Origin of the sequence: Klebsiella sp. GL120222-02, assembly GCF_003097195.1 — a bacterium.
Lineage (GTDB): Bacteria > Pseudomonadota > Gammaproteobacteria > Enterobacterales > Enterobacteriaceae > Klebsiella > Klebsiella variicola.
Genome location: NZ_QEQO01000001.1, coordinates 24,506 through 49,136 on the forward strand (window position 1 = coordinate 24,506; position 24,631 = coordinate 49,136).

General features: G+C 61.4%; 20 protein-coding genes. 15 read left to right on the forward strand and 5 right to left on the reverse strand.

What is annotated here, in order from left to right:
* The first annotated feature begins 12 nt into the window (after nt 1-12).
* From prfA to kdsA, 5 genes are read left to right on the forward strand one after another with little or no spacing between them, the layout of a single operon-like run.
* Nucleotides 13-1,095 (forward strand): peptide chain release factor 1, encoded by a 1,083-nt coding sequence (gene prfA / locus N438_RS00125; protein ID WP_008804387.1) that lies wholly within the window; start codon nt 13-15, stop codon nt 1,093-1,095.
* The gene (prmC, locus tag N438_RS00130) at nt 1,095-1,943 is read left to right on the forward strand and encodes a peptide chain release factor N(5)-glutamine methyltransferase (protein ID WP_116696005.1); all 849 of its coding nucleotides are present in this window, start codon (nt 1,095-1,097) and stop codon (nt 1,941-1,943) included. Before prfA ends, prmC begins: the two co-directional genes overlap by 1 nt.
* A complete protein-coding gene (gene sirB2 / locus N438_RS00135) occupies nt 1,943-2,335 on the forward strand; it encodes an invasion regulator SirB2 (protein ID WP_008804389.1) in 393 nt (130 codons plus the stop codon). Before prmC ends, sirB2 begins: the two co-directional genes overlap by 1 nt.
* Nucleotides 2,336-2,338: 3 nt before the next feature.
* Entirely contained in the window at nt 2,339-3,151 is an 813-nt protein-coding gene (gene sirB1, locus N438_RS00140; protein WP_008804390.1) for an invasion regulator SirB1, read from the forward strand.
* A 39-nt stretch (nt 3,152-3,190) separates the two neighbouring features.
* Nucleotides 3,191-4,045, forward strand: a complete 855-nt coding sequence (gene kdsA, locus N438_RS00145) for a 3-deoxy-8-phosphooctulonate synthase (RefSeq protein ID WP_002910393.1) — start codon at nt 3,191-3,193, stop codon at nt 4,043-4,045.
* 87 nt (nt 4,046-4,132) lie between these two features.
* Here the strand turns inward: kdsA and chaA are convergent, their stop codons facing one another.
* Nucleotides 4,133-5,233 carry a sodium-potassium/proton antiporter ChaA gene (gene chaA, locus N438_RS00150; RefSeq protein WP_008804391.1) on the reverse strand — a complete coding sequence of 367 codons (1,101 nt, stop codon included), beginning with the start codon at nt 5,231-5,233 and terminating at the stop codon, nt 4,133-4,135.
* Nucleotides 5,234-5,496: 263 nt separating this feature from the next.
* On the opposite strand from chaA, the gene chaB reads away from it, so the two are divergent.
* Both chaB and N438_RS00160 read left to right on the forward strand, forming a co-directional pair.
* Nucleotides 5,497-5,727, forward strand: a complete 231-nt coding sequence (chaB, locus tag N438_RS00155; RefSeq protein ID WP_008804392.1) for a putative cation transport regulator ChaB — start codon at nt 5,497-5,499, stop codon at nt 5,725-5,727.
* Nucleotides 5,728-5,863: 136 nt separating this feature from the next.
* Nucleotides 5,864-6,544: a gamma-glutamylcyclotransferase gene (locus tag N438_RS00160; RefSeq protein WP_004203203.1), complete on the forward strand. Its 681-nt coding sequence runs from the start codon at nt 5,864-5,866 to the stop codon at nt 6,542-6,544.
* Between the two features lie 218 nt (nt 6,545-6,762).
* Here the strand turns inward: N438_RS00160 and N438_RS00165 are convergent, their stop codons facing one another.
* Both N438_RS00165 and N438_RS00170 read right to left on the reverse strand, forming a co-directional pair.
* Nucleotides 6,763-7,005, reverse strand: a complete 243-nt coding sequence (locus tag N438_RS00165) for a DUF1883 domain-containing protein (protein WP_002910387.1) — start codon at nt 7,003-7,005, stop codon at nt 6,763-6,765.
* 238 nt (nt 7,006-7,243) lie between these two features.
* Nucleotides 7,244-7,597, reverse strand: coding sequence for a DsrE/DsrF/TusD sulfur relay family protein (locus N438_RS00170; protein WP_008804393.1), 354 nt, complete (start codon nt 7,595-7,597; stop codon nt 7,244-7,246).
* A 68-nt stretch (nt 7,598-7,665) separates the two neighbouring features.
* Here N438_RS00170 and nasR point away from each other — a divergent pair, with 68 nt between their 5' ends.
* From nasR to N438_RS00205, 7 genes are all read left to right on the forward strand, one after another.
* A complete protein-coding gene (gene nasR, locus N438_RS00175) occupies nt 7,666-8,847 on the forward strand; it encodes a nitrate regulatory protein NasR (protein WP_008804394.1) in 1,182 nt (393 codons plus the stop codon).
* A gap of 242 nt (nt 8,848-9,089) precedes the next feature.
* Nucleotides 9,090-10,346, forward strand: a complete 1,257-nt coding sequence (locus tag N438_RS00180; RefSeq protein ID WP_032731017.1) for a CmpA/NrtA family ABC transporter substrate-binding protein — start codon at nt 9,090-9,092, stop codon at nt 10,344-10,346.
* 1 nt (nt 10,347) lies between these two features.
* Nucleotides 10,348-11,232 (forward strand): nitrate ABC transporter permease, encoded by an 885-nt coding sequence (ntrB, locus tag N438_RS00185; RefSeq protein ID WP_008804396.1) that lies wholly within the window; start codon nt 10,348-10,350, stop codon nt 11,230-11,232.
* A 9-nt stretch (nt 11,233-11,241) separates the two neighbouring features.
* Nucleotides 11,242-12,030: an ABC transporter ATP-binding protein gene (locus N438_RS00190; protein ID WP_004145418.1), complete on the forward strand. Its 789-nt coding sequence runs from the start codon at nt 11,242-11,244 to the stop codon at nt 12,028-12,030.
* Nucleotides 12,031-12,040: 10 nt separating this feature from the next.
* Nucleotides 12,041-16,108 (forward strand): nitrite reductase large subunit NirB, encoded by a 4,068-nt coding sequence (nirB, locus tag N438_RS00195; protein WP_116696006.1) that lies wholly within the window; start codon nt 12,041-12,043, stop codon nt 16,106-16,108.
* The gene (locus N438_RS00200; protein ID WP_110242343.1) at nt 16,108-18,714 is read left to right on the forward strand and encodes a nitrate reductase; all 2,607 of its coding nucleotides are present in this window, start codon (nt 16,108-16,110) and stop codon (nt 18,712-18,714) included. The genes nirB and N438_RS00200 overlap by 1 nt, the downstream gene beginning before the upstream one ends.
* A gap of 151 nt (nt 18,715-18,865) precedes the next feature.
* On the forward strand, nt 18,866-20,248 hold the full coding sequence (locus tag N438_RS00205) for a YchO/YchP family invasin (protein WP_012967816.1): 1,383 nt from the start codon (nt 18,866-18,868) through the stop codon (nt 20,246-20,248).
* On the opposite strand, the gene narL is transcribed toward N438_RS00205, so the two are convergent.
* Both narL and narX read right to left on the reverse strand, forming a co-directional pair.
* On the reverse strand, nt 20,245-20,895 hold the full coding sequence (gene narL / locus N438_RS00210; RefSeq protein ID WP_002910198.1) for a two-component system response regulator NarL: 651 nt from the start codon (nt 20,893-20,895) through the stop codon (nt 20,245-20,247). The two genes, N438_RS00205 and narL, sit on opposite strands and share 4 nt — an antisense overlap.
* A 10-nt stretch (nt 20,896-20,905) precedes the next feature.
* Entirely contained in the window at nt 20,906-22,684 is a 1,779-nt protein-coding gene (gene narX / locus N438_RS00215) for a nitrate/nitrite two-component system sensor histidine kinase NarX (RefSeq protein ID WP_032733225.1), read from the reverse strand.
* Between the two features lie 311 nt (nt 22,685-22,995).
* On the opposite strand from narX, the gene N438_RS00220 reads away from it, so the two are divergent.
* Nucleotides 22,996-24,384, forward strand: coding sequence for a NarK family nitrate/nitrite MFS transporter (locus N438_RS00220; protein WP_032733224.1), 1,389 nt, complete (start codon nt 22,996-22,998; stop codon nt 24,382-24,384).
* Nucleotides 24,385-24,631 lie beyond the last annotated feature (247 nt).

The following is a 24,631-nucleotide window of genomic DNA, read 5'->3' on the forward strand; positions in this document are numbered from 1 at the left end:
GAATTCACGCCTATGAAGTCTTCTATTGTTGCCAAACTGGAAGCGTTGTACGAGCGCCATGAAGAAGTGCAGGCGCTGCTCGGCGATGCCGCGACGATTGCCGATCAGGATAAATTCCGCGCGCTGTCGCGGGAATATGCTCAACTGAGCGATGTGGCGCGCTGCTATACCGACTGGCGTCAGGTGCAGGAGGATATCGAAACTGCGCAGATGATGCTCGACGATCCGGAGATGCGCGAAATGGCGCAGGAAGAGCTGCGTGACGCCAAAGAAAAAGGCGACCAGCTGGAGCAACAGCTGCAGGTGCTGCTGTTGCCGAAAGATCCCGATGACGAGCGTAACGCTTTCGTGGAAGTGCGCGCCGGAACCGGCGGTGACGAAGCGGCGCTGTTTGCCGGCGATCTGTTCCGCATGTACAGCCGCTATGCGGAATCGCGTCGCTGGCAGGTGGAGATCCTCAGCGCCAACGAAGGTGAACACGGCGGTTTCAAAGAGGTGATCGCCAAATTCAGCGGCGACGGCGTTTACGGTCGGCTGAAATTTGAATCCGGCGGCCATCGCGTGCAGCGTGTGCCGGCCACCGAATCGCAGGGGCGTATTCATACCTCCGCCTGCACCGTGGCGGTGATGCCGGAGCTGCCGGAAGCCGAAATGCCGGACATTAACCCGGCGGATCTGCGCATCGATACTTTCCGCTCCTCCGGCGCGGGCGGTCAGCACGTCAACACCACCGACTCAGCTATCCGTATTACTCACCTGCCGACCGGCATCGTGGTGGAGTGTCAGGACGAACGTTCCCAGCATAAAAACAAAGCCAAGGCGTTGTCAGTGCTGGGGGCGCGTATCCGCGCCGCCGAAGTGGCCAAGCGTCAGCAGGCGGAAGCCTCCACGCGCCGTAACCTGCTGGGCAGCGGCGATCGTAGCGACCGTAACCGCACTTACAATTTCCCACAGGGGCGCGTGACCGACCACCGCATCAACCTGACGCTTTATCGTCTGGATGAAACCATGGAAGGCAAACTCGATATGCTGATTGAGCCAATTGTTCAGGAATATCAGGCCGATCAGCTGGCGGCGCTGTCCGAGCAGGAATGATGACCTTTCAGGCCTGGCTGCAGCAGGCGATCGCCCGACTGCGTGAAAGCGACAGCCCGCGACGCGATGCCGAGATCCTGCTGGGACATGTTACCGGCCGGGCGCGCACCTGGATTTTGGCCTTCGGCGAAACGACGCTGTCCGCTGACGAGGCGACGACGCTGGAGGCGCTCCTGCAGCGACGTCAGCGCGGAGAACCCATTGCCCACCTGGTTGGGCAGCGTGAGTTCTGGTCGCTGCCGCTGTTCGTCTCCCCGGCGACGCTGATCCCCCGACCGGATACCGAGTGTCTGGTGGAGCAGGCGCTGGCGCGACTGCCTGCCGTGCCGTGCCGTATTCTCGACCTCGGCACCGGGACCGGCGCCATTGCTCTGGCGCTGGCCAGCGAGCGTCCGGATTGCGAGGTCACCGCGGTGGATGTGATGCCGGACGCCGTGGCGCTGGCATTGCGCAATGCCGCTCATCTGGACATCGCTAACGTGACGATACGGCAAAGCGACTGGTTTAGCGCGCTGGCCGGGCAGCGTTTTGCCATGATCGTCAGTAATCCACCCTATATCGACGGCGCCGACACGCATCTCGCCGAGGGCGATGTGCGCTTTGAGCCGTTGACGGCGCTGGTTGCTGCCGATCAGGGGCTGGCGGATCTGGCGCAGATTATCCGCGAGGGACGGCAGTATCTGCTGCCCGGCGGCTGGATGCTGCTGGAGCATGGCTGGACCCAGGGCGAGGCGGTTCGCGCCCTGTTCCGCGAAGCGGGCTATCTCGACGTCGCGACCTGTCGCGACTATGGCGACAATGAACGTCTGACTCTCGGACGTTTACCCGACATGGAGAACGTTGGCTGATGAACTTATTCACGGCTGTCCTCTACCTGCACATCGCCAGCGTGGTGGTGTCGGTAGGATTGTTCGTTTTACGTTACTGGTGGATGTATCATCAGAGCCCGCTGCTGAACCAGCGGTGGGTGCGAATTGCGCCGCACTGCAGCGATACGCTGCTGTTTCTCAGCGGTGCGGGTTTAATGGCGATAACGCACTACCTGCCGTTCACCGAAGACGGCGCATGGCTGACTGAAAAGCTGTTTGGCGTTATCATTTACATCGCATTAGGTTTTATCGCGCTGGGCCGCCGTCGTCCGCGCAGCCAGCAGAGCCGTTTTATCGCGTTCCTGCTGGCGCTGGTGGTGTTGTTTATTATCATTCAACTCGCCATCACAAGAATACCGATACTGGGGTAGGGCATGGGGTCATTAGCGGATTTCGAATTTAACAAAGCGCCATTGTGTGATGGCATGGTCCTCATTTCTGAACAGGTCCGCGACGATTTTCCGTCGCGTTTTGTCGAGGAAGAGCTGCAGCGGCTGCTGCGCCTCGCGCAGGAGGAGATTGCGCCGTCGTGGGACCAGGAGCGCCAGATAGAACGCCTGCTGGCGCTGTTTTACGACGAGTGGGGCTTTGGCGCGTCGCAGGGCATTTATCGTCTTTCCGACGCGTTATGGCTGGATAAAGTGCTGGTCAACCGTCAGGGGAGCGCGGTGTCGTTAGGCGCGATCCTGCTGTGGATCGCCCAGCGCCTGGCGCTGCCGGTGGTGCCGGTGATCTTCCCGACCCAAATGCTGTTGCGTGCGGATCCGGAAACCAGCGAAGAGATGTGGCTGATTAATCCGTTTAACGGCGAGACCCTCGACGAACATACCCTGGAGGTATGGCTGAAGGGCAACATCGGGCCGGTGGCGGAACTGTTTAATGAAGATCTCGACGAAGCGGATAACGCCGAGGTGATCCGCAAGCTGCTGGACACCCTGAAGTCGGCGCTGATGGAAGAGCGGCAGATGGAGCTGGCTCTGCGCGCCAGCGAAGCGCTGCTGCAGTTTAACCCGGAAGATCCGTATGAGATCCGCGACCGCGGGCTGATATACGCCCAGTTGGACTGCGATCACGTGGCGCTGTTGGATCTGAGCTATTTCGTTGAGCAGTGCCCGGAGGATCCGATCAGTGAGATGATCCGCGCGCAGATCAACACGATTTCGCACAAACAAATTACATTGCATTAGTCTGGAACCATTCCGGTTACACCCTGATAAGGCGAACTTATGAAACAAAAAGTGGTTAGCATTGGTGATATCAACGTAGCGAACGACCTGCCGTTCGTGCTGTTCGGCGGGATGAACGTGCTGGAGTCGCGCGATCTGGCGATGCGCATCTGTGAACATTACGTCACCGTTACGCAGAAGCTTGGCATCCCCTACGTCTTCAAAGCCTCCTTTGATAAAGCCAACCGTTCCTCCATCCACTCCTATCGTGGTCCGGGTCTGGAAGAAGGGATGAAGATTTTCCAGGAGCTGAAGCAGACCTTTGGCGTGAAAATCATCACCGACGTTCATGAAGCCAGCCAGGCGCAGCCGGTGGCTGACGTGGTGGACGTGATCCAGCTTCCGGCCTTCCTCGCGCGCCAGACTGACCTGGTGGAAGCGATGGCCAAAACCGGGGCGGTGATCAACGTCAAGAAGCCGCAGTTCGTCAGCCCGGGTCAGATGGGCAATATCGTCGATAAGTTTATCGAAGGCGGTAACGACAAAGTGATCCTCTGCGACCGCGGCGCTAACTTCGGTTACGACAACCTGGTCGTGGATATGCTCGGCTTCGGCGTGATGAAGAAAGCCTCCAACAACTCGCCGGTTATCTTCGACGTCACCCACGCGCTGCAGTGCCGCGACCCGTTTGGCGCTGCCTCCGGCGGTCGCCGCGCGCAGGTGAGCGAGCTGGCCCGCGCCGGTATGGCGGTAGGTATCGCCGGTCTGTTTATCGAAGCGCATCCGGATCCGGACCACGCGAAATGCGACGGCCCGTCCGCGCTGCCGCTGGATAAACTGGAGCCGTTCCTCAAGCAGATGAAAGCGATTGACGATCTGGTGAAAAGCTTCGACGAGCTGGATACCAGCAAGTAAGCCTGACCGCATCACAGAAAAAGCCTGCCGGTGTTAACACCGGCAGGCTTTTTTTTCGCCCGGACTCCGCCGGGCGGGTAAGCGGGGTCAGGCGAAAATGGTCATCAGATAGGCGGCGAACAGCGCCAGGTGGGCCGCGCCGTTCAGCACATTGGTGCGCCCGGTGGAGAAGGAGATATGGCACAGCACCAGCGAGGCGACCATCACCACCATCTCCGGGGCGCCAAGGCCAAAGCGCAGCTCATTGCCGGTCAGGAAGGCGATGAGGGTGACCACCGGGACCGTCAGCGAGATGGTGGCCAGTACGGAGCCGAAAAACAGGTTCATCGCCCGCTGTACCTGATTGTTGAGCACCGCTTTGAGGGCGCCAAGGCCTTCCGGCGACAGGATCAGCAGGGCCACCAGGAAGCCGGTAAAGGCCACCGGGGCGTTCATGCTGGTCAACAGCGTTTCCAGCGGATTGGCGTTCATTTTGGTGACCGCGATCACTGCCACCAGGTGCACCAGCAGCCAGGCGGTATGCCACCCGCTGCTGTGGGCAGACGGTTTACCGTGGTGCGGGTCGTCATCGTCGCTGTCGTCTTCATGCTCATAAACAAACAGACTCTGATGGGTTTTGGTTTGAATCAGCAGGAAAACGCCGTACATGGCCGCCGAGATCACCGCCACCAACAGCGATTGCCCGGTGCTGAAGTTTGCGCCCGGCAGCGCCATCGGAAACACCAGCACGATAATCGCCAGCGGAAACAGGGCGATAAGATACTGCTTAATGCCGAACAGATTCATATATTGGGTGGCAAATTTACGCCCGCCCAGCAGCAGAGAGAAACCGACCAGACCGCCGGTGACGATCATAATAATGGAGTAGAGCGTATCACGCATCAGGGTCGGCGCGGCGTCGCCGGTGGCCATTAAGGCGGAGATCAGACTGACCTCAAGGATAACCACCGACAGACTGAGAATCAGGGAGCCATAGGGTTCGCCCAGGCGGTGGGCGAGGACGTCGGCGTGGCGGACCACGCTGAAGGCGCTGCTTAAAATACCGACCAGCGCGAGGATATTAATTGCGATAACCACTGGCAGTGACTGGCTGCTGCCCCAGAAAAACAGCACCGCCAGCGCCAGCACCGGAAAGACGAGGGAAGACTCCTTATGGCGGGTTTTTACCGCCTCATGTGCATGGGTCATGAACCATCTCCATTTATGCAGGTGTTATAATTATAAAAACGTAGGGCGGTAAAGTAACAGATTTTGATAAATTACCGCTGGTTTTTTACTTAAATTTACGGGTATCGAGTGATATCTTGATTAGTTTATTATAATTTATGTTTACCACTATTTAGTTCTTACTATTCAGATAATTACTAAAATAATTTTTCTACTCATTTTGACCTTGATAGCCAGCCGCTTGCGTACCAGACTTAAATTTAATGCTCAAACAGGAGGTCAGTATGCCCTATCGCAATAAACAAGAACTCCCCGACAGCGTTCAGCATGTTCTGCCTGCTCATGCGCAGGAAATTTATAAAGAAGCGTTTAACAGCGCCTGGGATCAATATAAAGATAAAGATGAGCGGCGCGATGACGCCAGCCGCGAAGAGACGGCGCACAAAGTCGCCTGGGCGGCGGTGAAGAACAGTTACGAGAAAGGCGATGATGATAAGTGGCATAAGAAAAAATAATTGCTGACGCCGCTTTTATGCTTGCCAGCGCCCCGCTGATTGCTTATTGAAGGATAAAGCTGGATAATATTTCAGCAATATTGACGGATGCATGAGACGAACGCCGGGAAGCGGGCAGTGGCGGAGGTAGTAAACAGTGTTAACTCGTGATTTCTTAATGAATGCGGATTGTAAGACAGCGTTTGGCGCTATTGAGGAATCGCTACTCTGGTCGGCAGAACAACGTGCAGCCTCGCTGGCGGCGACGCTGGCCTGCCGCCCGGATGATGGCTCAGTATGGATCTTTGGCTACGGTTCGCTTATCTGGAACCCGGCGCTCAATTATCGCGAGTCCTGCACCGGTACGCTGCCGGGCTGGCATCGTGCGTTTTGCCTGCGGTTGACCGCCGGGCGCGGTAGCGCCTGCCAGCCGGGCCGCATGCTGGCTCTCAAAGAGGGCGGCCGAACCACCGGCGTCGCCTATCGTTTGCCTGACGACACGCTGGAAGAAGAACTGACCCTGCTGTGGAAGCGGGAGATGATCACCGGCTGCTATCTGCCCACCTGGTGCAAGCTGGAGCTGGACGACGGACGGACGGTGAATGCCCTGGTGTTTATTATGGATCCGCGCCATCCACTGTTTGAACCGGATACCAGCGCCCAGGTTATCGCCCCGCTGATCGCCCGGGCCAGCGGGCCGCTCGGCACCAACGCCCAGTATCTGTTTTCGCTCGAGCAGGCGCTAAGCAAGCTGGGGATGCACGACGCCAGTCTCGATGACCTGGTGGCCAGCGTACGCGCGCTGTTGGGCGAGAGTCCGACGCCGGGCCTGGCCTGAGCGCGCGCAAAAGAAAAACGCCCGGCATGGCCGGGCGTCCGATTGCTGACCAGTAAGGAAAAAGCGTGGTTTTTCCTTACTGGTGGTTATCAGCCGAAAATCAATAAATTGATTTTCCTTGTTATTTTTCTGGTGCAATCTGCAAGTACAATGATTGCATGAGGTTTGTCATGAATCTCACGCCCGGCACGGCCGGGCGTGTGTTCTGATAGTAACTGTCAGGCCGGAACGTAGCTGATGGAGTGCTCCAGTGACTGGCTGTGACTGTCGATAAGCACGTTCCAGGTGCCGCTGTAGGGCACCGTCAGATAGGCGCTATCCCGATCCTGCACGCTCAGAATATCCGCATGGCTATCGCCCGGGACCTTCGCGCTCATTAGATGAATATGGCAGCGCTCTGAACACCGCACCACCAGTGTGTCACCACCAAATAACGTCAAACTTGCTTTAACCATCGCCATTTTTGTACCCCGTTTCTGTCCCGCTACAGCATCCTGCCCACCCAGTCCTCGCGTGATATTGTTCACACTTTGCTCTGTGCATCACACCAAACGGCGCGGGCCGGGATGCTGATTTTGATCAAAAAAAGGGATAAAGATTAAACAAAAATGACGTTCTTCCTGAAAGCATTCAGCTAACGTTTTTTTTGTCTCTTCAAGCGCCAATACGTGACATTTCATCCCGTTCGACGGCCTACCTTCAGAAGGTCAGCACTTTATCTGCCGCCAGCGTCCACTGGGCCAGCTCAACCAGAGTACCGACCTCCACGCCGTCAATCAGCGGTAGCGCGCTGACGCCGCGGCCGTCCGCGCAGGTTTTGCACAACTTCACCGGCACCTGCTGGGCGGTGAGGATCTCCAGCATCTGCTGCACATTGTATCCTTCCGCCGGCTTCTGCCCGCGCAGCCCGGCGGTGACGGCGTCGGACATCAGAAACAGCCTGAGATCGAGGTCGGACTGTTGCTCGCGCAGGGCAATGGCCAGGCGCAGGCTGTTGAACAGGGATTCGCTGCCATAGGCGGCGCCGTTGGCGATAATCACAATACGTTGCATACAAACTCCTTCTTAAAGGCACGGTTATTGCTTTACCGCAGTATAAAGCGTTAACCCGGAGGAGGGGTATGAATAATACGACTGGTCACGCGCACGATGAGACGGCCTGGCTGCAGCTGGCGCGTCGCCTGCAAAAACAACAGCTTCAGCAGCTTAGCCAACTGGGAGAACTGGCCAGCCAGCTCAGCGCGCTGGTGCATATGCTGCAGTGTGAGCGCGGGGCATCGAATATTTTTCTTTGCTCGGGCGGCCAACTGTATGCGGCGGAGTGTCGGGCGGGCGGGGCGCTGGTTGATGAGCGGTTAGCGCTGTTCTATGCCAGCCTCGAACGGGCACGTACGGTCGCCGGCAGCGCGCTGTGCTGGCGCATTGCCAGGGCGGTTGGCGATCTGCTGCAGCTTCCGGCGCTGCGTGAGCAGATCGCCCGCCGGCAGATTGCCGCGGAAGCCGCGACGGAGCAATTCAGCCGTGTCATCCGCCATCTGCTGAATATCGTCCCGCAGCTCAATGACAGCATTGACGATCCGCCGGTGGCCGGCCGCATGGTCGCGCTGTACAGCTTTATGCAGGGTAAAGAGCTGGTGGGTCAGGAGCGCGCGCTGGGCGCTCTGGGCTTTACCCGCGGCGAGTTCAGCGACAGCCTGCGCCAGCAGCTGGTGGACCGTATTGACGGTCAGCAGCCCTGCTTCGACAGCTTTCAGGCGCTGGGCAGCCCGGCGACCGTCCAGCTGTTTATCACCCAATGCCAGGCCGGCCTGGACATTGAGCAACTGCGGCGGATCGCCTGTACCCGCCAGCCGGCCGCCGACGGCGGGGAAACGGCGCTGCGCTGGTTTGGCCTGCAAACCCAGCGGCTTGAACACCTGCGCGAAGTGGAAGAGCAATTGATCGACGATCTGCTGAACGCCACCGACGCGCTGTTAGTGGACGACGCGCCTGGCTGGCTGGCCGGCGAGGAAGTCGATACCCTGACGCCGCATCTGGATAAACAGCTGCTGCCGCTGGTGCGCCAGCAGGCCTATGAGCTGCAGCAGCTCTCCAGCCAGCTGGCCTCGCTGAAAGACGCGCTCGAAGAACGCAAGCTGATCGAAAAAGCGAAAAGCCTGCTGATGACGCACCAGGGAATGCAGGAGGAGCAGGCCTGGCAGACGCTGCGCAAGATGGCCATGGACAAAAATCAGCGCATGGTTGAGATAGCCCGCGCGCTGCTGATGGTGAAGGCGATTTGGCCGCTAACACCAAAGGAGTAGATGCACAATCGATGGGCATTCTCTGCCTGTCGGCGGTGCACTTTTACGTGAAAAACCGGCCAACGTTGGGAAAAAGCCTGCCAGTGCGCCATTGCCAAAGCTGGCATCCCGTTTGCATTACTTATTGAGTGAATAAAAGTCCGGACAACGAACCAATGGCGGTTCGGGTGTCCGTGGATAAAGGCGTCCTGCAGTGCGTATGCACTGTCGGACGCTTTTTTTTTGCGCGTGGTGGAGCGGATATGAGCGACAAGTTTTCAATTTCCCGGCGGCGCTTGCTGCAGGCAGGGGCCGCGCTGGGTGGCGCGATGCTGCTGCCGGGGGTGATGCAGGCCGCATGGGCCGGCGGATCGGACAAACCGGAGCAAACCCGCGTGCGGGTCGGATTTATTCCGCTGACCGATTGCGCGCCGCTGGCTATCGCCGCGGCGAAGGGGTTTGACAAAAAGTATGGCATCACCCTGGTGGCGAGTAAGGAAGCCAGCTGGGCGGCGGTGCGCGACAAGCTGGTGGCCGGCGAGCTGGACGCGGCGCATATTCTCTACGGCCTGCTGTACGGTCTTGAACTGGGGATCGCCAGCAAGCCGCAGGCGATGGCTAATCTGATGACCCTCAACCGCAATGGTCAGGCCATCACCCTCTCCGGTGAATTGCAGGAGAAAGGGGTAACCGACCTCGGCGGGCTGAAACGGCTGATCGACCGCAGCGCGCCGGGCAGCTACACCTTCGCCCATACCTTTCCCACCGGCACCCATGCCATGTGGCTCTACTACTGGCTGGCGAGCGCCGGCATCGATCCCTTTAACGATGTGCGCACCGTCGTGGTGCCGCCGCCGCAGATGGTGATGAACATGCGCATCGGCAATATGAGCGGCTTTTGCGTCGGCGAGCCGTGGAACGCGCGCGCCATTAACGACCGCATTGGCTTCACCGCGGCCACTTCCCAGGATATCTGGCCCGAGCATCCGGAAAAGGTGCTGGGCACCCGTCGCGACTGGGTGGAACGTAACCCGAACACCGCCCGCGCGCTGGTGGCGGCCCTGATGGAGGCGCAGCGCTGGATCGCCGCCTCGCCGGAGAACACTCAGGAGACGGCCCGCCTGCTCGCCAGACGCGGCTGGCTCAATACCAAGGAACAGTACCTCACCGGCCGGATGCTTGGGGAGTATGACAACGGTCTCGGCCGCCGCTGGCAGGATGCCCATCCGATGCGCTTCTGGGCCGGGGGCGAGGTGAGTTTCCCCTGGCTGTCGGACGGAATGTGGTTCCTCACCCAGTTCCGCCGCTGGGGGTTGCTGAAGCAGGCTCCGGATTACCTCGCGGTGGCGTCGCGCATTAACCGCATCGACGTCTGGCAGGCTGCCGCCCAGGCGGTCGGCGGGATCAGCGCCCCGGCAGCCACGATGCGTAACAGCACACTGATGGACGGTACGGTCTGGAACGGGTCTGACCCGGAAGGCTACGCCCGCCATTTTGCCATTCAACGTAAGGGGGCATGAGATGAAGCAGGCACAACGTAAGCAACCGGTCGTCAGCGTGGAGAACGCGCCTGGCGAAGTGATTATCCTGCCGCCGGTGCAGGTCCGGCGCACCACGCCAACCGTCACGCGCTGGCTGCGTGAGCTCATTCAGCGCCTGCTGCCCCCGCTGTTGGGGTTGGGGGTGCTGCTGCTGGCCTGGCAGCTGGCGGCGATGCACAGCAAAGGTTTTCCCACGCCGCTGAGCACGCTGGACTCGGCGCTGACGCTGTTTGCCGATCCGTTCTATCAGGACGGGCCCAATGACATGGGCATCGGCTGGAACGTGCTGGCCTCCCTGCAGCGCGTGGCGGTGGGCTTCGGCCTGGCGGCGCTGGCGGGCATTCCGCTGGGGTTTTTGATCGGCCGTTCGCTGTTCTTCGCCCGCATGTTTAATCCGCTGATTGCCCTGCTGCGCCCGGTCAGCCCGCTGGCCTGGCTGCCGATTGGCCTGCTGCTGTTCCAGAAGGCGGAGCCGGCCTCCAGCTGGACCATTTTTATCTGCTCCATCTGGCCGATGGTGATCAACACCGCGGAAGGCGTGCGGCGGATCCCGCAGGACTATCTCAACGTCGCCCGCGTCCTCCAGCTCTCAGAGTGGACGGTGATGCGCAAAATTCTCTTTCCGGCGGTGCTGCCGGCGGTGCTCACCGGCGTGCGTCTCTCCATCGGCATTGCCTGGCTGGTGATCGTGGCGGCGGAAATGCTCACCGGCGGGCTGGGGATCGGCTTCTGGATCTGGAACGAGTGGAACAACCTCAATGTGGAAAACATCATCATCGCCATCGTCATTATCGGCGTCGTCGGCCTGCTGCTGGAGCAGGGTCTGATGCTGCTCGCCCGCCGCTTTAGCTGGCAGGACAAATAAGGAGCCAACATGAAACCATTAATTCAGGTACAGGCCGTCAGCCAGCGCTTTAACACTGCCAGCGGCGAGTTCCTGGCGCTGCAGAATGTCTCCTTCGATATCGTCGAAGGGGAGACCATCAGTCTGATCGGCCACTCGGGCTGCGGAAAATCGACCCTGCTGAATCTGATCGCCGGGATCACGACGCCCACCGAGGGCGGACTGCTGTGCGATAACCGGGAAATCGCCGGGCCCGGGCCGGAGCGGGCGGTGGTTTTCCAGAACCACTCGCTACTGCCGTGGCTGAGCTGTTTCGATAATGTGGCGCTGGCGGTGGATCAGGTGTTCCGTCGCACCATGAGCAAGAGTGAGCGCCGGGAGTGGATCGAACACAACCTGGCGCGCGTGCAGATGGGGCATGCGCTGCACAAACGGCCCGGGGAGATCTCCGGCGGCATGAAGCAGCGGGTAGGTATCGCCCGGGCGCTGGCGATGAAGCCGAAGGTGCTGTTGCTTGATGAGCCCTTCGGCGCCCTGGATGCGCTGACCCGCGCTCACCTTCAGGACACGGTGATGCATATCCAGCAGGAGCTTAATACCACCATCGTCATGATCACCCACGACGTTGATGAAGCGGTGCTGCTCTCGGATCGGGTGCTGATGATGACCAACGGTCCGGCGGCGACGGTCGGTGAGATCCTCGCGGTCGATCTGCCGCGTCCGCGTCACCGCGTTCAGCTGGCGGACGACAGCCGGTATCACCATCTGCGCCAGCAGATCCTGCATTTTTTGTATGAAAAACAGCCGAAAGCGGCGTAAGGAGGCGGTCATGACGCGGCGACTGGTGGTGATCGGTAACGGCATGGCGGCCACCCGACTGGTGCAGCGACTGGTTGAGCGCGACCCCGCGCGGTTTGCCATTACTGTCGTCGGCGACGAGCCGCACCCGGCCTATAACCGCATTCAGCTCTCGCCGCTGCTGGCTGGCGAAAAAACGGCGGCGCAGCTCCCATTGCTGCCGGCGGAGTGGTACACCCGGCACGGGGTGTGCCTGCGGTCCGGCGAGGCGGTCGATGAAGTCGATGTTGAGCAACGGCGGCTGCGCATCGCGGAAACCTGGCTGCCGTGGGACGAGCTGGTGTTCGCCACCGGTTCGCGGCCCTTTATCCCGCCGCTGCCGGGCAGTGATCGTCCGCAGGTTATCCCCTTCCGCACCCTGGCGGACGTGGAACGTATTCTGGCGATACCCGGGCCGGCGGTGGTGATTGGCGGCGGAGTACTCGGTGTGGAAGCAGCGGCGGCGCTGCGTCGCCACGGCGGGGAGGTCACTCTTCTGCATCGCGGCAACGGATTAATGGCGCCGCTGACCGACGCTTTTGCCGCCGATGAGCTCAGGCAGCAGCTTGAAGCGCGCGGCATCCGCTGTGTGCTGGAATGCCGGATCGCCGCCATCGAAGAGGATGGCGTGCGGCTGGCGGACGGGCGCGCTTTCCGTGCTGCCAGAGTGGTGCTGGCCGCCGGCGTGCAGCCTAACAGCCGTCTGGCGGCGCAGAGCGGCGTGCTGTGTCAGCGGGGGATCGTGGTTGACCGCCAGATGGCCGCCTCGCTGCCGGGGATCAGCGCCGTCGGGGAATGTTGCGAAATTGACGGCCAGACCTGGGGGCTGGTGGCTCCCTGCCTGCGCCAGGCCGAGGTACTGGCGGATCGCCTGTGCGGCGCCCCCGGTGAGGGCTTTGTCTGGCAGGACGCCGGGACCCGCCTGAAGGTTACCGGCATTGAACTCTTTAGCGTCGGGGAGCAGCAGGCCGGCGAACAGGATGACATCTATACCAGCTGGGACCCCATCGATCGCCACTACCGTCGCCTGCTGCTGCGCGACGGCCGCCTGCGCGGCGTGCTGCTGATGGGCGACTGCACCGCCGCCGCCGCGCTCACCGCGCGCCTGGAAAGCGACGAGCCCGCCACCGCGGACTGGCTTTTTGACCCCTCTTCAACGCAGCCGCAGGCTGCAGGAATAATGACGATGACGAAACCTGTATTAGTGCTGGTGGGACATGGCATGGTCGGCCACCATTTTCTCGAACAATGCGTGAGCCGCAACCTGCATCAGCAATATCGAATCGTGGTGTTTGGCGAAGAGCGTTACGCCGCCTACGACCGGGTCCATCTCTCCGAATATTTCGCCGGGCGCAGCGCTCAATCGCTGTCGCTGGTGGCCGATGATTTCTTTCACCAGCACGGCATCGAACTCCGCCTCGGCGAGGCGGTGGCGACGATCGACCGCGACGCGCGGCTGGTGCGAGACGCCGAGGGACATGAAACCCACTGGGATAAACTGGTGCTGGCGACCGGCTCCTATCCCTTTGTTCCGCCGATCCCTGGCAACGATCTCGACGGGTGCTTTGTCTACCGCACTCTTGACGATCTCGACCGTATCGCCGCCCATGCCGCCGCGGCGAAGACCGGAGTGGTTATCGGCGGCGGCCTGCTCGGGCTGGAGGCGGCTAACGCCCTGAAACAGCTGGGGCTGGACACGCACGTAGTGGAGTTTGCCCCGAACCTGATGGCCGTCCAGCTGGATAACGGCGGGGCGGCGATGCTGCGGGAGAAGATCGTCGCCCTCGGCGTGGGGGTGCATACCAGCAAAGCGACCACCGCCATCGTGCGCGAGGCCGACGGCCTGCGGCTGAACTTTGCCGACGGCGGCGCGCTGCGGACCGACATGGTGGTCTTCTCGGCGGGGATCCGTCCGCAGGACGCGCTGGCCCGCGGTTGCATGCTGCAGGTGGGCGAACGCGGGGGCATTCACATCGACGGCCAGTGCCGCACCTCTGACCCGGACGTGCTGGCGATAGGCGAATGCGCCCTGTGGGACAATAAAATTTACGGTCTGGTGGCGCCGGGCTATCAGATGGCGCGTATCGCCGCGGCCACCCTCGCGGGAGAAGACGCCTGCTTTAGCGGCGCCGACATGAGTACCAAACTGAAGCTGCTGGGGGTGGACGTCGCCTCATTTGGCGATGCGCAGGGGCGCACGCCGGGCTGCCAGAGCTATCAATGGACCGATGGTCCGCAGCAGGTGTACAAAAAAATCGTCGTCAGTCAGGACGGCAAAACCCTGCTTGGCGGCGTGCTGGTGGGGGAGGCCAGCGACTATGCCACGCTGCTGCAGATGATGCTGAACGGCATGGCGCTGCCGCCGCGTCCGGAGAGCCTGATCCTGCCCGCGCTGGAGGGCGCCGCGCCGAAGGCGCTCGGCGTCGCGGCGCTGCCCGATAGCGCGCCGATCTGCTCCTGCCATAATGTCAGCAAAGGCGATATCTGCCAGGCGGTGAACAATGGGGCGGGGGATATGGCGGCGATAAAAAGCTGCACCAGAGCGGCCACCGGCTGCGGCGGCTGCAGCGCGCTGGTGAAACAGGTGATGGAGTACCAGCTGGCGGAGCAGGGCGTCGAAGTGAAAAAAGACGTCTGCGAGCATTTCCCGTGGTCGCGCCAGGAGATCTACCACCTGGTACGGGTCAATCATATCCATACCTTCGAGCAGCTGATTAGCCGCTACGGCCAGGGGCACGGCTGTGATGTCTGCAAACCGCTGGTGGCCTCGGTGCTGGCTTCCTGCTGGAACGAGTACCTGCTGAAGCCGGCGCACCTGCCGCTGCAGGATACCAACGACCGCTATTTCGCCAACATTCAGAAGGACGGAACCTATTCGGTGGTGCCGCGGATGGCGGCGGGGGAAGTGACGCCGGACGGGCTGATCGCTATCGGGCAGATCGCCAAACGTTACCAGCTCTACAGCAAAGTGACCGGCGGCCAGCGTATCGATCTGTTTGGCGCGCGGCTGGAACAGCTGCCGGCTATCTGGCGCGAGCTGGCCGACGCCGGGTTTGAAACCGGCCACGCCTACGGCAAGTCGCTGCGCACGGTGAAATCCTGCGTCGGCTCAACCTGGTGTCGCTACGGCGTGCAGGACTCCACCGGGCTCGCCGTGCGGCTCGAGCATCGCTATAAAGGGCTGCGCGCCCCGCACAAAATCAAGATGGCGGTCTCCGGCTGCACCCGCGAATGCGCCGAAGCCCAGGGGAAAGATATCGGAGTGATTGCCACCGATAAAGGCTGGAATCTGTACGTCTGCGGCAACGGCGGGATGAAACCGCGTCACGCCGACCTGTTTGCCAGCGATCTCGACGAAGCGACGCTGATCCGCAGCATCGATCGTCTGCTGATGTTCTATATCCGTACCGCCGATCGCCTGCAGCGGACCAGCACCTGGATGGATAACCTGGAGGGCGGCGTCGCCTATCTGCGGCAGGTGGTGCTGGAGGATAGTCTCGGCATTGGCGAGGAGCTGGAGCAGGAGATGGCCCGGATCGTCGACAGCTACCAGTGCGAGTGGCAGACCACCCTCAACGATCCGCAGCGTCTGGCGCTGTTCCGCTCCTTCGTGAACAGCGACCAGCCGGACGAGGCGGTGCAGCGCCACGAGCTGCGTGGTCAGCCGCAGCTGTTACAGACTGAGACGTTGCCCGAGGGCGAACTCCCATCCCGGCCGTGGCAGGCGGTATGCGACCTTGACGCCATCCCGGCGCAGGCGGGGATCGGCGCCCGCTTAGGGGAGCGGCAGATTGCCCTGTTCCGCTTTGGCGATCGGGTCTACGCCCTGGACAACCGCGAGCCGGGCAGCGCGGCCAACGTGCTGTCACGCGGGCTGTTAGGGGACGTCGGCGGCGAGCCGGTGGTGATCTCCCCGCTGTACAAACAGCGGATCCGCCTGCGTGACGGCTGGCCGTGCGACGGCAGTGAACAGGCGGTACGCGCCTGGCCGGTGAAAGTGGAAAACGGCAAAGTGTGGGTGGGCAGCCAGCAGCTGCTGGCCCGAGCGGAGGCCTCCTGATGCAGACCATCCGAACGACCTGCCCCTACTGCGGCGTAGGCTGCGGGGTGCTGGCGAGCGTGGACGACGCGGGGCAGGTGAGCGTGCGCGGCGACGATCAGCACCCGGCCAACCTCGGCCGCCTGTGCGTCAAAGGGGCGGCCCTCGGGGAGACCACGGGCCTGGCGGGGCGGCTGCTGGCGCCGGAGGTCGACGGCCAGCAGGTAGCCTGGCCGCAGGCGCTGGCGGAGACCGCTGCGCGTCTGCAACAGGTTATCGACCAGCACGGCCCGCAGGCGGTGGCCTTCTACGCCTCTGGCCAGCTGTTAACCGAGGATTACTATGCCGCCAACAAGCTGATGAAGGGATTTATCGGCGCGGCGAACATCGACACCAATTCGCGGCTGTGCATGTCGTCGGCGGTGACCGGCTACAAACGGGCCTTTGGCGCCGATGTGGTGCCCTGTAGCTATGAGGATGTGGAAAACAGCGATCTGGTGGTGCTGGTCGGCTCGAACGCCGCCTGGGCGCACCCGGTGCTGTTCCAGCGGCTGGCGCAGGCGAAGCGGGATAATCCCCGACTGCGGATCGTGGTGATCGACCCCCGGCGCACCGCCACCTGCGAGATCGCCGACCGCCATCTGGCGCTGGCCCCGGGGAGCGACGGTGGGCTGTTCGTGGGGCTGCTTAACGCCGTGGCGCAGGCCGGAGCCTGCATCGACGGCTTTCGCGATGGCTCACAGGCGCTGGCCGAGGCGAGAGGCTGGGACGTGGCGAAGGTAGCGGATTTTTGCGGCCTGACTGTCGATGAGGTGGCGGCCTTCTATCGCGAGTTTATCGCCGCCCGGCGGGCGATCACCCTCTACACCATGGGAATCAATCAATCCGCCAGCGGCAGCGACAAATGTAACGCCATCATCAACGTCCATCTGGCCAGCGGGAAGTATGGCCGCCCCGGCTGCGGCCCCTTTTCGCTGACCGGTCAACCCAACGCCATGGGCGGCCGCGAAGTCGGCGGGCTGGCGACGATGCTGGCCGCGCACATGGATTTTGTGCCAGACGATCTGCAGCGGCTGGCCCGCTTCTGGGGGACGGAACGGCTGGCGCAGACCCCAGGGCTGACCGCCGTGGAGCTGTTTGCCGCCATTGGCCGCGGCGAGGTCAAAGCGGTGTGGATCATGGGCACCAACCCGGTGGTGTCGCTCCCTGACAGCCACGCGGTGAGCCAGGCGCTGGCCGCCTGTCCGCTGGTGATCGTCTCGGATGTCGCCGCCCAGACCGATACCGGACATTTCGCCCACATCCGCTTTCCGGCGCTGGCCTGGGGCGAGAAGAATGGCACGGTCACCAACTCGGAGCGGCGGATCTCCCGTCAGCGCAGCTTCCTGCCGCCGCCGGGGGAGGCGAAAGCGGACTGGTGGATCATCGCCAGAGTGGGGCAGGCGCTGGGGTATCGCGAGGCGTTTGCCTGGCAGCATCCGCATGACGTCTTCCGCGAGCATGCGGCGCTGTCCGGTTTCGAAAACGACGGTCAGCGGGCGTTTGATATCGGCGCGCTGGCGGATCTCAGCCGTGAGGCGTGGGACGCCATGGCGCCGGTGCGCTGGCCGGTCAGCCGCAGCGAGGCCGCCTGGGATATCGCGCGCGGCTGGCATGGCGATGGCAGGCTGCGGATGGTGCCGGTGACGCCTCAACCGACCCGGGCGACAACCGATGTCTTTTATCCGCTGATCCTCAACAGCGGGCGGATCCGCGATCAGTGGCACACCATGACCCGTACCGGCACGGTGCCGCGGCTGATGCAGCACATCGCGGAGCCGGTGGTGGAGGTGGCGCCGCAGGATGCCGTTCGCTACCAGCTTCCCGCCGACGGGCTGGCGCGGATCTGGTCGCGGCATGGGGTGATGGTGGCGAAAGTGACGATCAGTGAAGGGCAGCGCCCCGGCTCGCTGTTTGTTCCGATGCACTGGAACAATCAGTTTGCCCGTCAGGGGCGGGTGAATAACCTGCTGGCCGCCGTCACCGACCCGTATTCCGGCCAGCCGGAAAGTAAACAGGCGGCGGTGGCCATCGCCGCCTGGCAACCGGCCTGGCACAGCGAGCTGCTTTGTCGCGAACCGCTGCCGTTTCCAGCGGCCTGGCACTGGCGGCGGCGGGCAGCGCCTGGCGTGCTGCACTATTCGCTGGCCGGGGAGGCGTCTGCCCGACAGTGGATCAGCGCGTGGTGCGCCCGGCGCGGCTGGCAGCTACAGGTGGCTGACGGCGGCGCGGTATGGAACCTGCTGGCCTGGCATCAGGGGAGTCTGATGCTCGGATGGTGGAGCGATGCGCGCGAGCCGGCGGTGGATAGTGTATGGATAAGCGCCGCCTTTGCCGCGCCGCCGTCCGATGCCGTCCAGCGACATGCGTTGCTTAGCGGCCGACCGAGCGCCGCCGTCGCCCCGCGGGGGCGGATCGTCTGTAGCTGCTTTGGCGTGGGGGAACGGTCAATTAACGAGGCTATCGCCAGCGGCTGCGCCAGCGTCGGGGCGCTGGGTGGAAAGCTGAAATGCGGGACCAACTGCGGCTCCTGCGTGCCGGAACTCAACGCGCTGCTGGCGGCGCAACGAACCCGAACCCAGGCGTAACGGTGGCGCGCAGCGACGGCTCCGGTTGGGCGACACCTTGCCCAACCGGTTTCAGTATATTCCTGGAATTGCCCACAGGGCTGCGGGAGCAGGGAAAAAACGATAAACTAACATTTCTTCCCATTTTTGTGAGCCTGCTCAAAATCTGTTGATGCCTGTGTCCTTCCGTTTGTTGCCAACGTTGACCTTTCTCCTGCTGCTGCCGGGCGTTCCCGTCTGGGCGCTGACCGCCAGCGACACCACTCGCCCCGCGCCAGCGCAAGATCCGCTGCCCGATATGGGGATTGCTCCCCAGGTCGATGACGACGCCCGGCACTTTGCTGAGGTGGCGAAGAAGTTTGGCGAGGCCAGCATGAGCGATAACGGCCTGACGGCGGGCGAGCAGGCGCAGCTGTTCGCCATCAGTAAAATCGGCAATGAAGTGAGCCATCAGCTGGAGAGCTGGCTCTCGCCGTGGGGCAACGCCAATGTCGACCTGCTGGTCGATAAAGAGGGCAAATTCACCGGCAGTAAAGGGAGCTGGTTCGTGCCGTTGCAGGATAACGACCGTTACCTGACGTGGAACCAGTATTCGGTGACCCGGCGCGAGAACGATCTGGTGGGCAACATCGGGCTTGGTCAGCGCTGGCGGGTCGGTGGCTGGCTGCTGGGCTATAACTCGTTTTACGACAAAGTGTTGAGCGAAAGCCTGGCGCGCGGCAGCGTCGGCGCGGAGGCGTGGGGAGAATATCTTCGCCTGTCGGCAAACTATTACCATCCGCTGGGCGACTGGCAACTGCGCGATAATCAGACTCAGGAGCAGCGGATGGCCGCAGGGTATGACGTCACCGCCCAGGCGCAGCTACCGTTCTACCAGCACATTAATACCAGCGTCAGCGTCGAACAGTACTTCGGCGATAGCGTCGATCTTTTTCACACCGGTACCGGCTACCATAACCCGGTAGCCGTCTCCGTTGGGCTCAATTACACCCCGGTCCCGCTGGTCACCGTTACCGCTAAGCATAAGCAGGGGGAAAATGGTGTCAGCCAGAACAATGTGGGCCTGAAGCTAAACTATCGCTTTGGCGTCCCCCTTAAGCAGCAGCTGGCCGCAGACGAGGTAGCGATCAGCAATTCGCTGCGCGGGAGCCGCTTCGATAGTCCGGAGCGGGATAATCTGCCGGTGGTGGAGTATCGTCAGCGCAAAAATCTGACGGTCTATCTGGCCACGCCGCCCTGGGATCTGCAGTCCGGGGAGACGGTGCAGTTGAAGCTGCAGATCCATAGTCTGCATGGCATCAAGGCGCTGCACTGGCAGGGTGACACCCAGGCCCTCAGCCTGACGCCGCCGGTGGATGCCAGCAGCGCGGATGGCTGGAGCGTGATCATGCCGGTGTGGAACAGTGAACCGGGCGCCGCGAACCGCTGGCGCCTGTCGGTGGTGGTGGAGGATAAACAGGGGCAGCGCGTCTCCTCCAATGAGATCGCTCTGGCGCTGACCGAGCCGCTGGTCAAGTTCACCACGCCTGGCGTCTCCTGGACGGACTCGCCTTAGAAAATTCGCTCCTGGTGGACCCATACCGCGGCTTCCACCCGGGATTTGAGCTTCATTTTCTTCAGCATGTGCTTCACGTGTACTTTGACGGTGCTTTCGGTGATATCCAGGCGACGGGCGATCATTTTGTTCGGTAGTCCCTGGGCGATCAGCTTGAGGATGTCGCGCTCGCGCGGGGTCAACTGGCTGATGTCGCGATCGGAGGTGGCGCGGTTGGCGCGCAGGCTGGCGGCCAGCACCGGGGTTAACGCTTCGCTTAATACCATCTCTCCGGCGGCGGCCTGCTGCAGCGCTTTCAGCAGATCTTCCGGCTCCATATCTTTCAGCAGATAGCCATCGGCGCCGCGCTTCAGGGCGGTGACAACGTCCTCTTCATGGTTGGAGACGCTAAAGACCACCACCCGGCCAGAAAGGGATTTCTCACGCAGTTTGTCCAGCGTTTCCAGGCCATTCATGCCCGGCATATTGAGGTCGAGCAGGATCAGGTCCGGATCCAGCGATTCCGCCAGCTCGATACCTTGCGCGCCATTGCTGGCCTCGCCAATCACCTGGATGTCCGGCGCCATGCTGATCAACTGTTTCACGCCGGTGCGCAGCATCGGATGGTCGTCAATGAGAAGGATGGTTGCCCGTTCCTGTTGACTCATGGGGGTCTCCTTATTGGATGGAAAACGTTTTTTCCGGGATAAACGTGACGATCACTTCGGTTCCGCCGGTTTCCCGGCGTCGTACCTGACAGTCACCGCGCAAGCTCTGGGCGCGATCCCGCATAATAATTAAACCGTAATGGTTACTCCGCTCGGCGTGATCGGGCACGCCGCGGCCGTTATCCGCCACCACCAGACGGACCTGATTATCGCGTTGTGACACCGTCACGGTCACTTCCGTCGCGCTGGCATGCTTCAGGGCGTTGCTTAACGCTTCGCGGGCGATCTGCAGCAGGTGAATGGCCTGATGCGACGGTACAAAGCGCGGCGGAAGCTGATAATCAAGCTGTACCGTAAAGCCGAAGTGGGCGCTGTACTCCTGACAGCTGGCCTCCAGCGCCGGGCGCAGTCCCGGCTCGGTCAGCTGCAGGCGGAAGGTGGTTAACAGCTCGCGCAGCTGGGCCCAGGAGGTATTCAGCTCGTTGCGTATCTGCCCCAGCAGCTGGCGGCTCTCCGCCGGTAAGGCGTCGCCCTGCATCTGCAGACAGCTGACCTGCATCTTCATACAGGACAGCGACTGGGCGATGGAGTCGTGCAGCTCGCGGGCGATAGTGGCCCGCTCTTCCATGACGATCAACTGCTGCTGTTTCTCCTGATGGCGGTCCAGCGCCAGGGTACTGGTCAGTTGTTCCACCAGAGTGTCCACCAGCTGCTGCTGGTCGTGGCTGAGATGGCGGCCAACCGGCAGCGTCGCCAGCAGAATGCCGTACTGATTATGCGCATCCGATAGCCGCCACTTCAGCGTTGTTCCGCCATCCGGCAGCGGCGGCAGATTGCGTGGACAGAGGTAGCAGCCTTTATCATCACACTCATCATCCGAGTGGCAGGTAAACTCCTGGTGATTATCTTCGTCTTCCAGGTCGTAAACCCGTACCTCGATATCGCGCAGCAGCGTCAGCCCCTGCAGGCCATTCAGTACCGGTGAAATCCGCTCGCAGAGCGGGGCGCTGGCATGCAGCCGGCGATTGGCCTGCCATAAGAAAGCAAGGATCTCGTTCTTCTGTTCCAGCCCGGCGGTCTTCTCCTGCACCCGCCGCTCGAGCACCGCGTAGCTTTCCGCCAGCTCTTCCGACATGTTATTCAGCGCCATGCCGAGGGTCGCCATTTCGTTACGCCCGCTGATGTGCGCCCGCTGGGTGAAATCGCGCTGGCTGACCGCCCGCGCCATGCCCAGCAGCTGTTTCCACGGCCGCAGCAGGCGGGCGCGTAACCAGATGATGGTAAAAATCAGCAGCAGCGCCATACCAATGGCGAGAATGCGATGGATCCAGACTACCCGCTCGATACGCTGCTCGGTGGTGTGGTCGAATGCGGTGACCAGCTGGTCGATACGATCGACAAAGTCGGCGACATCCTGGGCCACTTCCGCCTGGTTAATCGCACGCTGCATGCCGGGGGCCAGCGCCTGCTGCCAGTATTGCTGCAGCGCTTTTAACTGTTGTTCCTGGCCGTCGCGGCGGGCGGAATTTTGCAGCTCGGGGCTGAAGACGGTGGCGGTCATGTCCGCCACCAGCTTTTGATCGTTTTCATTCAGCGGGATCGCCGCCAGCAGCCGGTAGCTTTGCATACGCAATGAACCGGCCTTGTTAATCGCGTGGGCGCTGCCCTGGACGCCGTTCACCAGACGCGCGGAGATCGCCATGCCGGCGACGCCAATAATGGTGGCGAGCAGCACGATTAACGCCAGTTGATTGACCAGCGTCAGCGGAGTAAAAAGACGTTTTAACATGGAATGCGTGGCTCCTGACCGGTGATCTCTCCGGGAGTGGCGCTTATTCTCGGCTATCCCCTGGAGTATACCCATACCCCTAAAGAGTTACTCCTTAATTGTCGGTGGTAGGCGCTATTGGGGGTGGGGTTATACGCAACCCGGCAGCCGCGTGAAAAACCACACTTTTTTCCTCACCTTTCTCTACTCACTTCGGAGCATGGTTTATTTTTGCACAAATTAGTGCGCGCTTTTCCTTTGATTTATATCAACTTACCGCCCCGGGCAACCCCTAAGGTAGCGGCAGGAAATATGAATAATCAGAGGTATCTATGAGTCAATCTTCCCTCCCGGAGAAGGCTAACCGCTCGGTCATTACCGACTGGCGCCCTGAAGATCCTGAATTCTGGCAACAGCGCGGTCACCGTGTGGCGAGCCGTAATCTATGGATCTCAGTTCCCTGTCTGTTACTGGCGTTCTGCGTATGGATGTTGTTCAGCGCCGTCGCCGTTAATCTCAACAAAGTGGGCTTTCAGTTTACGACCGATCAGCTGTTTATGCTGACCGCGCTGCCGGCGCTGTCTGGCGCCTTATTGCGCGTGCCTTACGCTTTCATGGTGCCGCTGTTCGGCGGCCGTCGCTGGACGGCATTCAGCACCGGGATCATGATTATTCCGTGCGTCTGGCTGGGCTTTGCGGTCCAGGATACTTCCACGCCGTTTAGCGTCTTCGTGATTATCTCGCTGCTGTGCGGCTTCGCCGGGGCCAACTTTGCCTCCAGTATGGCTAACATCAGCTTCTTCTTCCCGAAAGCGAAGCAGGGCGGGGCGCTCGGCGTCAATGGCGGCCTTGGTAATATGGGCGTCAGCGTGATGCAGCTGGTCGCGCCGCTGGTGGTGTCGGTCTCAGTGTTTGCCTTTTTTGGCGGGACCGGCAGCGAGCAGCCGGACGGCTCAATGCTGTATCTGGAAAACGCCGCGTGGATCTGGGTACCTTTCCTGATTATTTTCACCCTGGCGGCGTGGTTCTTTATGAACGACCTGTCGGCTTCTAAAGCCTCGCTGAGCGAACAGCTGCCGGTGCTCAAACGCCTGCACCTGTGGATTATGGCGCTGCTCTATCTGGCCACCTTCGGCTCCTTCATCGGATTCTCCGCCGGCTTCGCCATGCTGTCGAAAACCCAGTTCCCGGACGTGCAGATCCTGCACTACGCCTTCTTCGGCCCCTTTATTGGCGCGCTGGCGCGTTCGATGGGCGGGGCGATCTCCGATCGTCTCGGCGGGACTCGCGTGACGCTGGTCAACTTCGTGGTGATGGCTGTCTTCTGCGCGCTGCTGTTCCTGACCCTGCCGACCAACGGCCAGGGCGGCAACTTCATCGCCTTCTTCGCGGTGTTCATGGTGCTGTTCCTGACCGCCGGGCTGGGGAGCGCCTCCACCTTCCAGATGATCTCCGTGATTTTCCGTAAGCTGACCATGGACCGCGTGAAGGCCCAGGGCGGCAGCGAAGCGCAGGCGATGCGCGAGGCGGCGACCGATACTGCGGCGGCGCTGGGCTTTATCTCCGCCATTGGCGCCATCGGCGGCTTCTTTATCCCGAAAGCGTTCGGTATCTCGCTGGATCTGACCGGTTCGCCGGCCGGCGCGATGAAAATCTTCCTGATCTTCTATATCGCCTGCGTGATCATCACTTGGGCGGTATACGGCCGTAAGCGTCAGTAATCCGCCGCGTTCATCATGACGTTTGAAAAGGCGCGCTCCCAAGGCGGCGCCTTTTTTTACGTTACTCGTTAGTTACAACATACTAATGGATGATTTGATTCATATTGGCCCCAGAGCCGGGAAGGGACGGCTTGCCAGCGAAACGGCTCTACCCCTTAATACCTCCTTTGTTAACAAATCCTTCCATGATGACGGCTTTTTAGGAAAAAGAGCTTATAAAACATAAAATTAAAAAATAGTATCTCAT

What these genes read in the sequence shown, in the direction of transcription:
- chaB (WP_008804392.1), top strand. Translation starts at nt 5,497, where the DNA reads ATGCCCTATCGCAATAAACAAGAACTCCCCGACAGCGTTCAGCATGTT.
- ntrB (WP_008804396.1), top strand. Translation starts at nt 10,348, where the DNA reads ATGAAGCAGGCACAACGTAAGCAACCGGTCGTCAGCGTGGAGAACGCG.
- kdsA (WP_002910393.1), top strand. Translation starts at nt 3,191, where the DNA reads ATGAAACAAAAAGTGGTTAGCATTGGTGATATCAACGTAGCGAACGAC.
- N438_RS00200 (WP_110242343.1), top strand. Translation starts at nt 16,108, where the DNA reads ATGCAGACCATCCGAACGACCTGCCCCTACTGCGGCGTAGGCTGCGGG.
- nasR (WP_008804394.1), top strand. Translation starts at nt 7,666, where the DNA reads ATGAATAATACGACTGGTCACGCGCACGATGAGACGGCCTGGCTGCAG.
- N438_RS00190 (WP_004145418.1), top strand. Translation starts at nt 11,242, where the DNA reads ATGAAACCATTAATTCAGGTACAGGCCGTCAGCCAGCGCTTTAACACT.
- N438_RS00220 (WP_032733224.1), top strand. Translation starts at nt 22,996, where the DNA reads ATGAGTCAATCTTCCCTCCCGGAGAAGGCTAACCGCTCGGTCATTACC.
- narX (WP_032733225.1), bottom strand. Translation starts at nt 22,684, where the DNA reads ATGTTAAAACGTCTTTTTACTCCGCTGACGCTGGTCAATCAACTGGCG.
- N438_RS00165 (WP_002910387.1), bottom strand. Translation starts at nt 7,005, where the DNA reads ATGGCGATGGTTAAAGCAAGTTTGACGTTATTTGGTGGTGACACACTG.
- prfA (WP_008804387.1), top strand. Translation starts at nt 13, where the DNA reads ATGAAGTCTTCTATTGTTGCCAAACTGGAAGCGTTGTACGAGCGCCAT.
- nirB (WP_116696006.1), top strand. Translation starts at nt 12,041, where the DNA reads ATGACGCGGCGACTGGTGGTGATCGGTAACGGCATGGCGGCCACCCGA.
- N438_RS00170 (WP_008804393.1), bottom strand. Translation starts at nt 7,597, where the DNA reads ATGCAACGTATTGTGATTATCGCCAACGGCGCCGCCTATGGCAGCGAA.
- sirB1 (WP_008804390.1), top strand. Translation starts at nt 2,339, where the DNA reads ATGGGGTCATTAGCGGATTTCGAATTTAACAAAGCGCCATTGTGTGAT.
- prmC (WP_116696005.1), top strand. Translation starts at nt 1,095, where the DNA reads ATGACCTTTCAGGCCTGGCTGCAGCAGGCGATCGCCCGACTGCGTGAA.
- narL (WP_002910198.1), bottom strand. Translation starts at nt 20,895, where the DNA reads ATGAGTCAACAGGAACGGGCAACCATCCTTCTCATTGACGACCATCCG.
- sirB2 (WP_008804389.1), top strand. Translation starts at nt 1,943, where the DNA reads ATGAACTTATTCACGGCTGTCCTCTACCTGCACATCGCCAGCGTGGTG.
- N438_RS00180 (WP_032731017.1), top strand. Translation starts at nt 9,090, where the DNA reads ATGAGCGACAAGTTTTCAATTTCCCGGCGGCGCTTGCTGCAGGCAGGG.
- chaA (WP_008804391.1), bottom strand. Translation starts at nt 5,233, where the DNA reads ATGACCCATGCACATGAGGCGGTAAAAACCCGCCATAAGGAGTCTTCC.
- N438_RS00205 (WP_012967816.1), top strand. Translation starts at nt 18,866, where the DNA reads ATGCCTGTGTCCTTCCGTTTGTTGCCAACGTTGACCTTTCTCCTGCTG.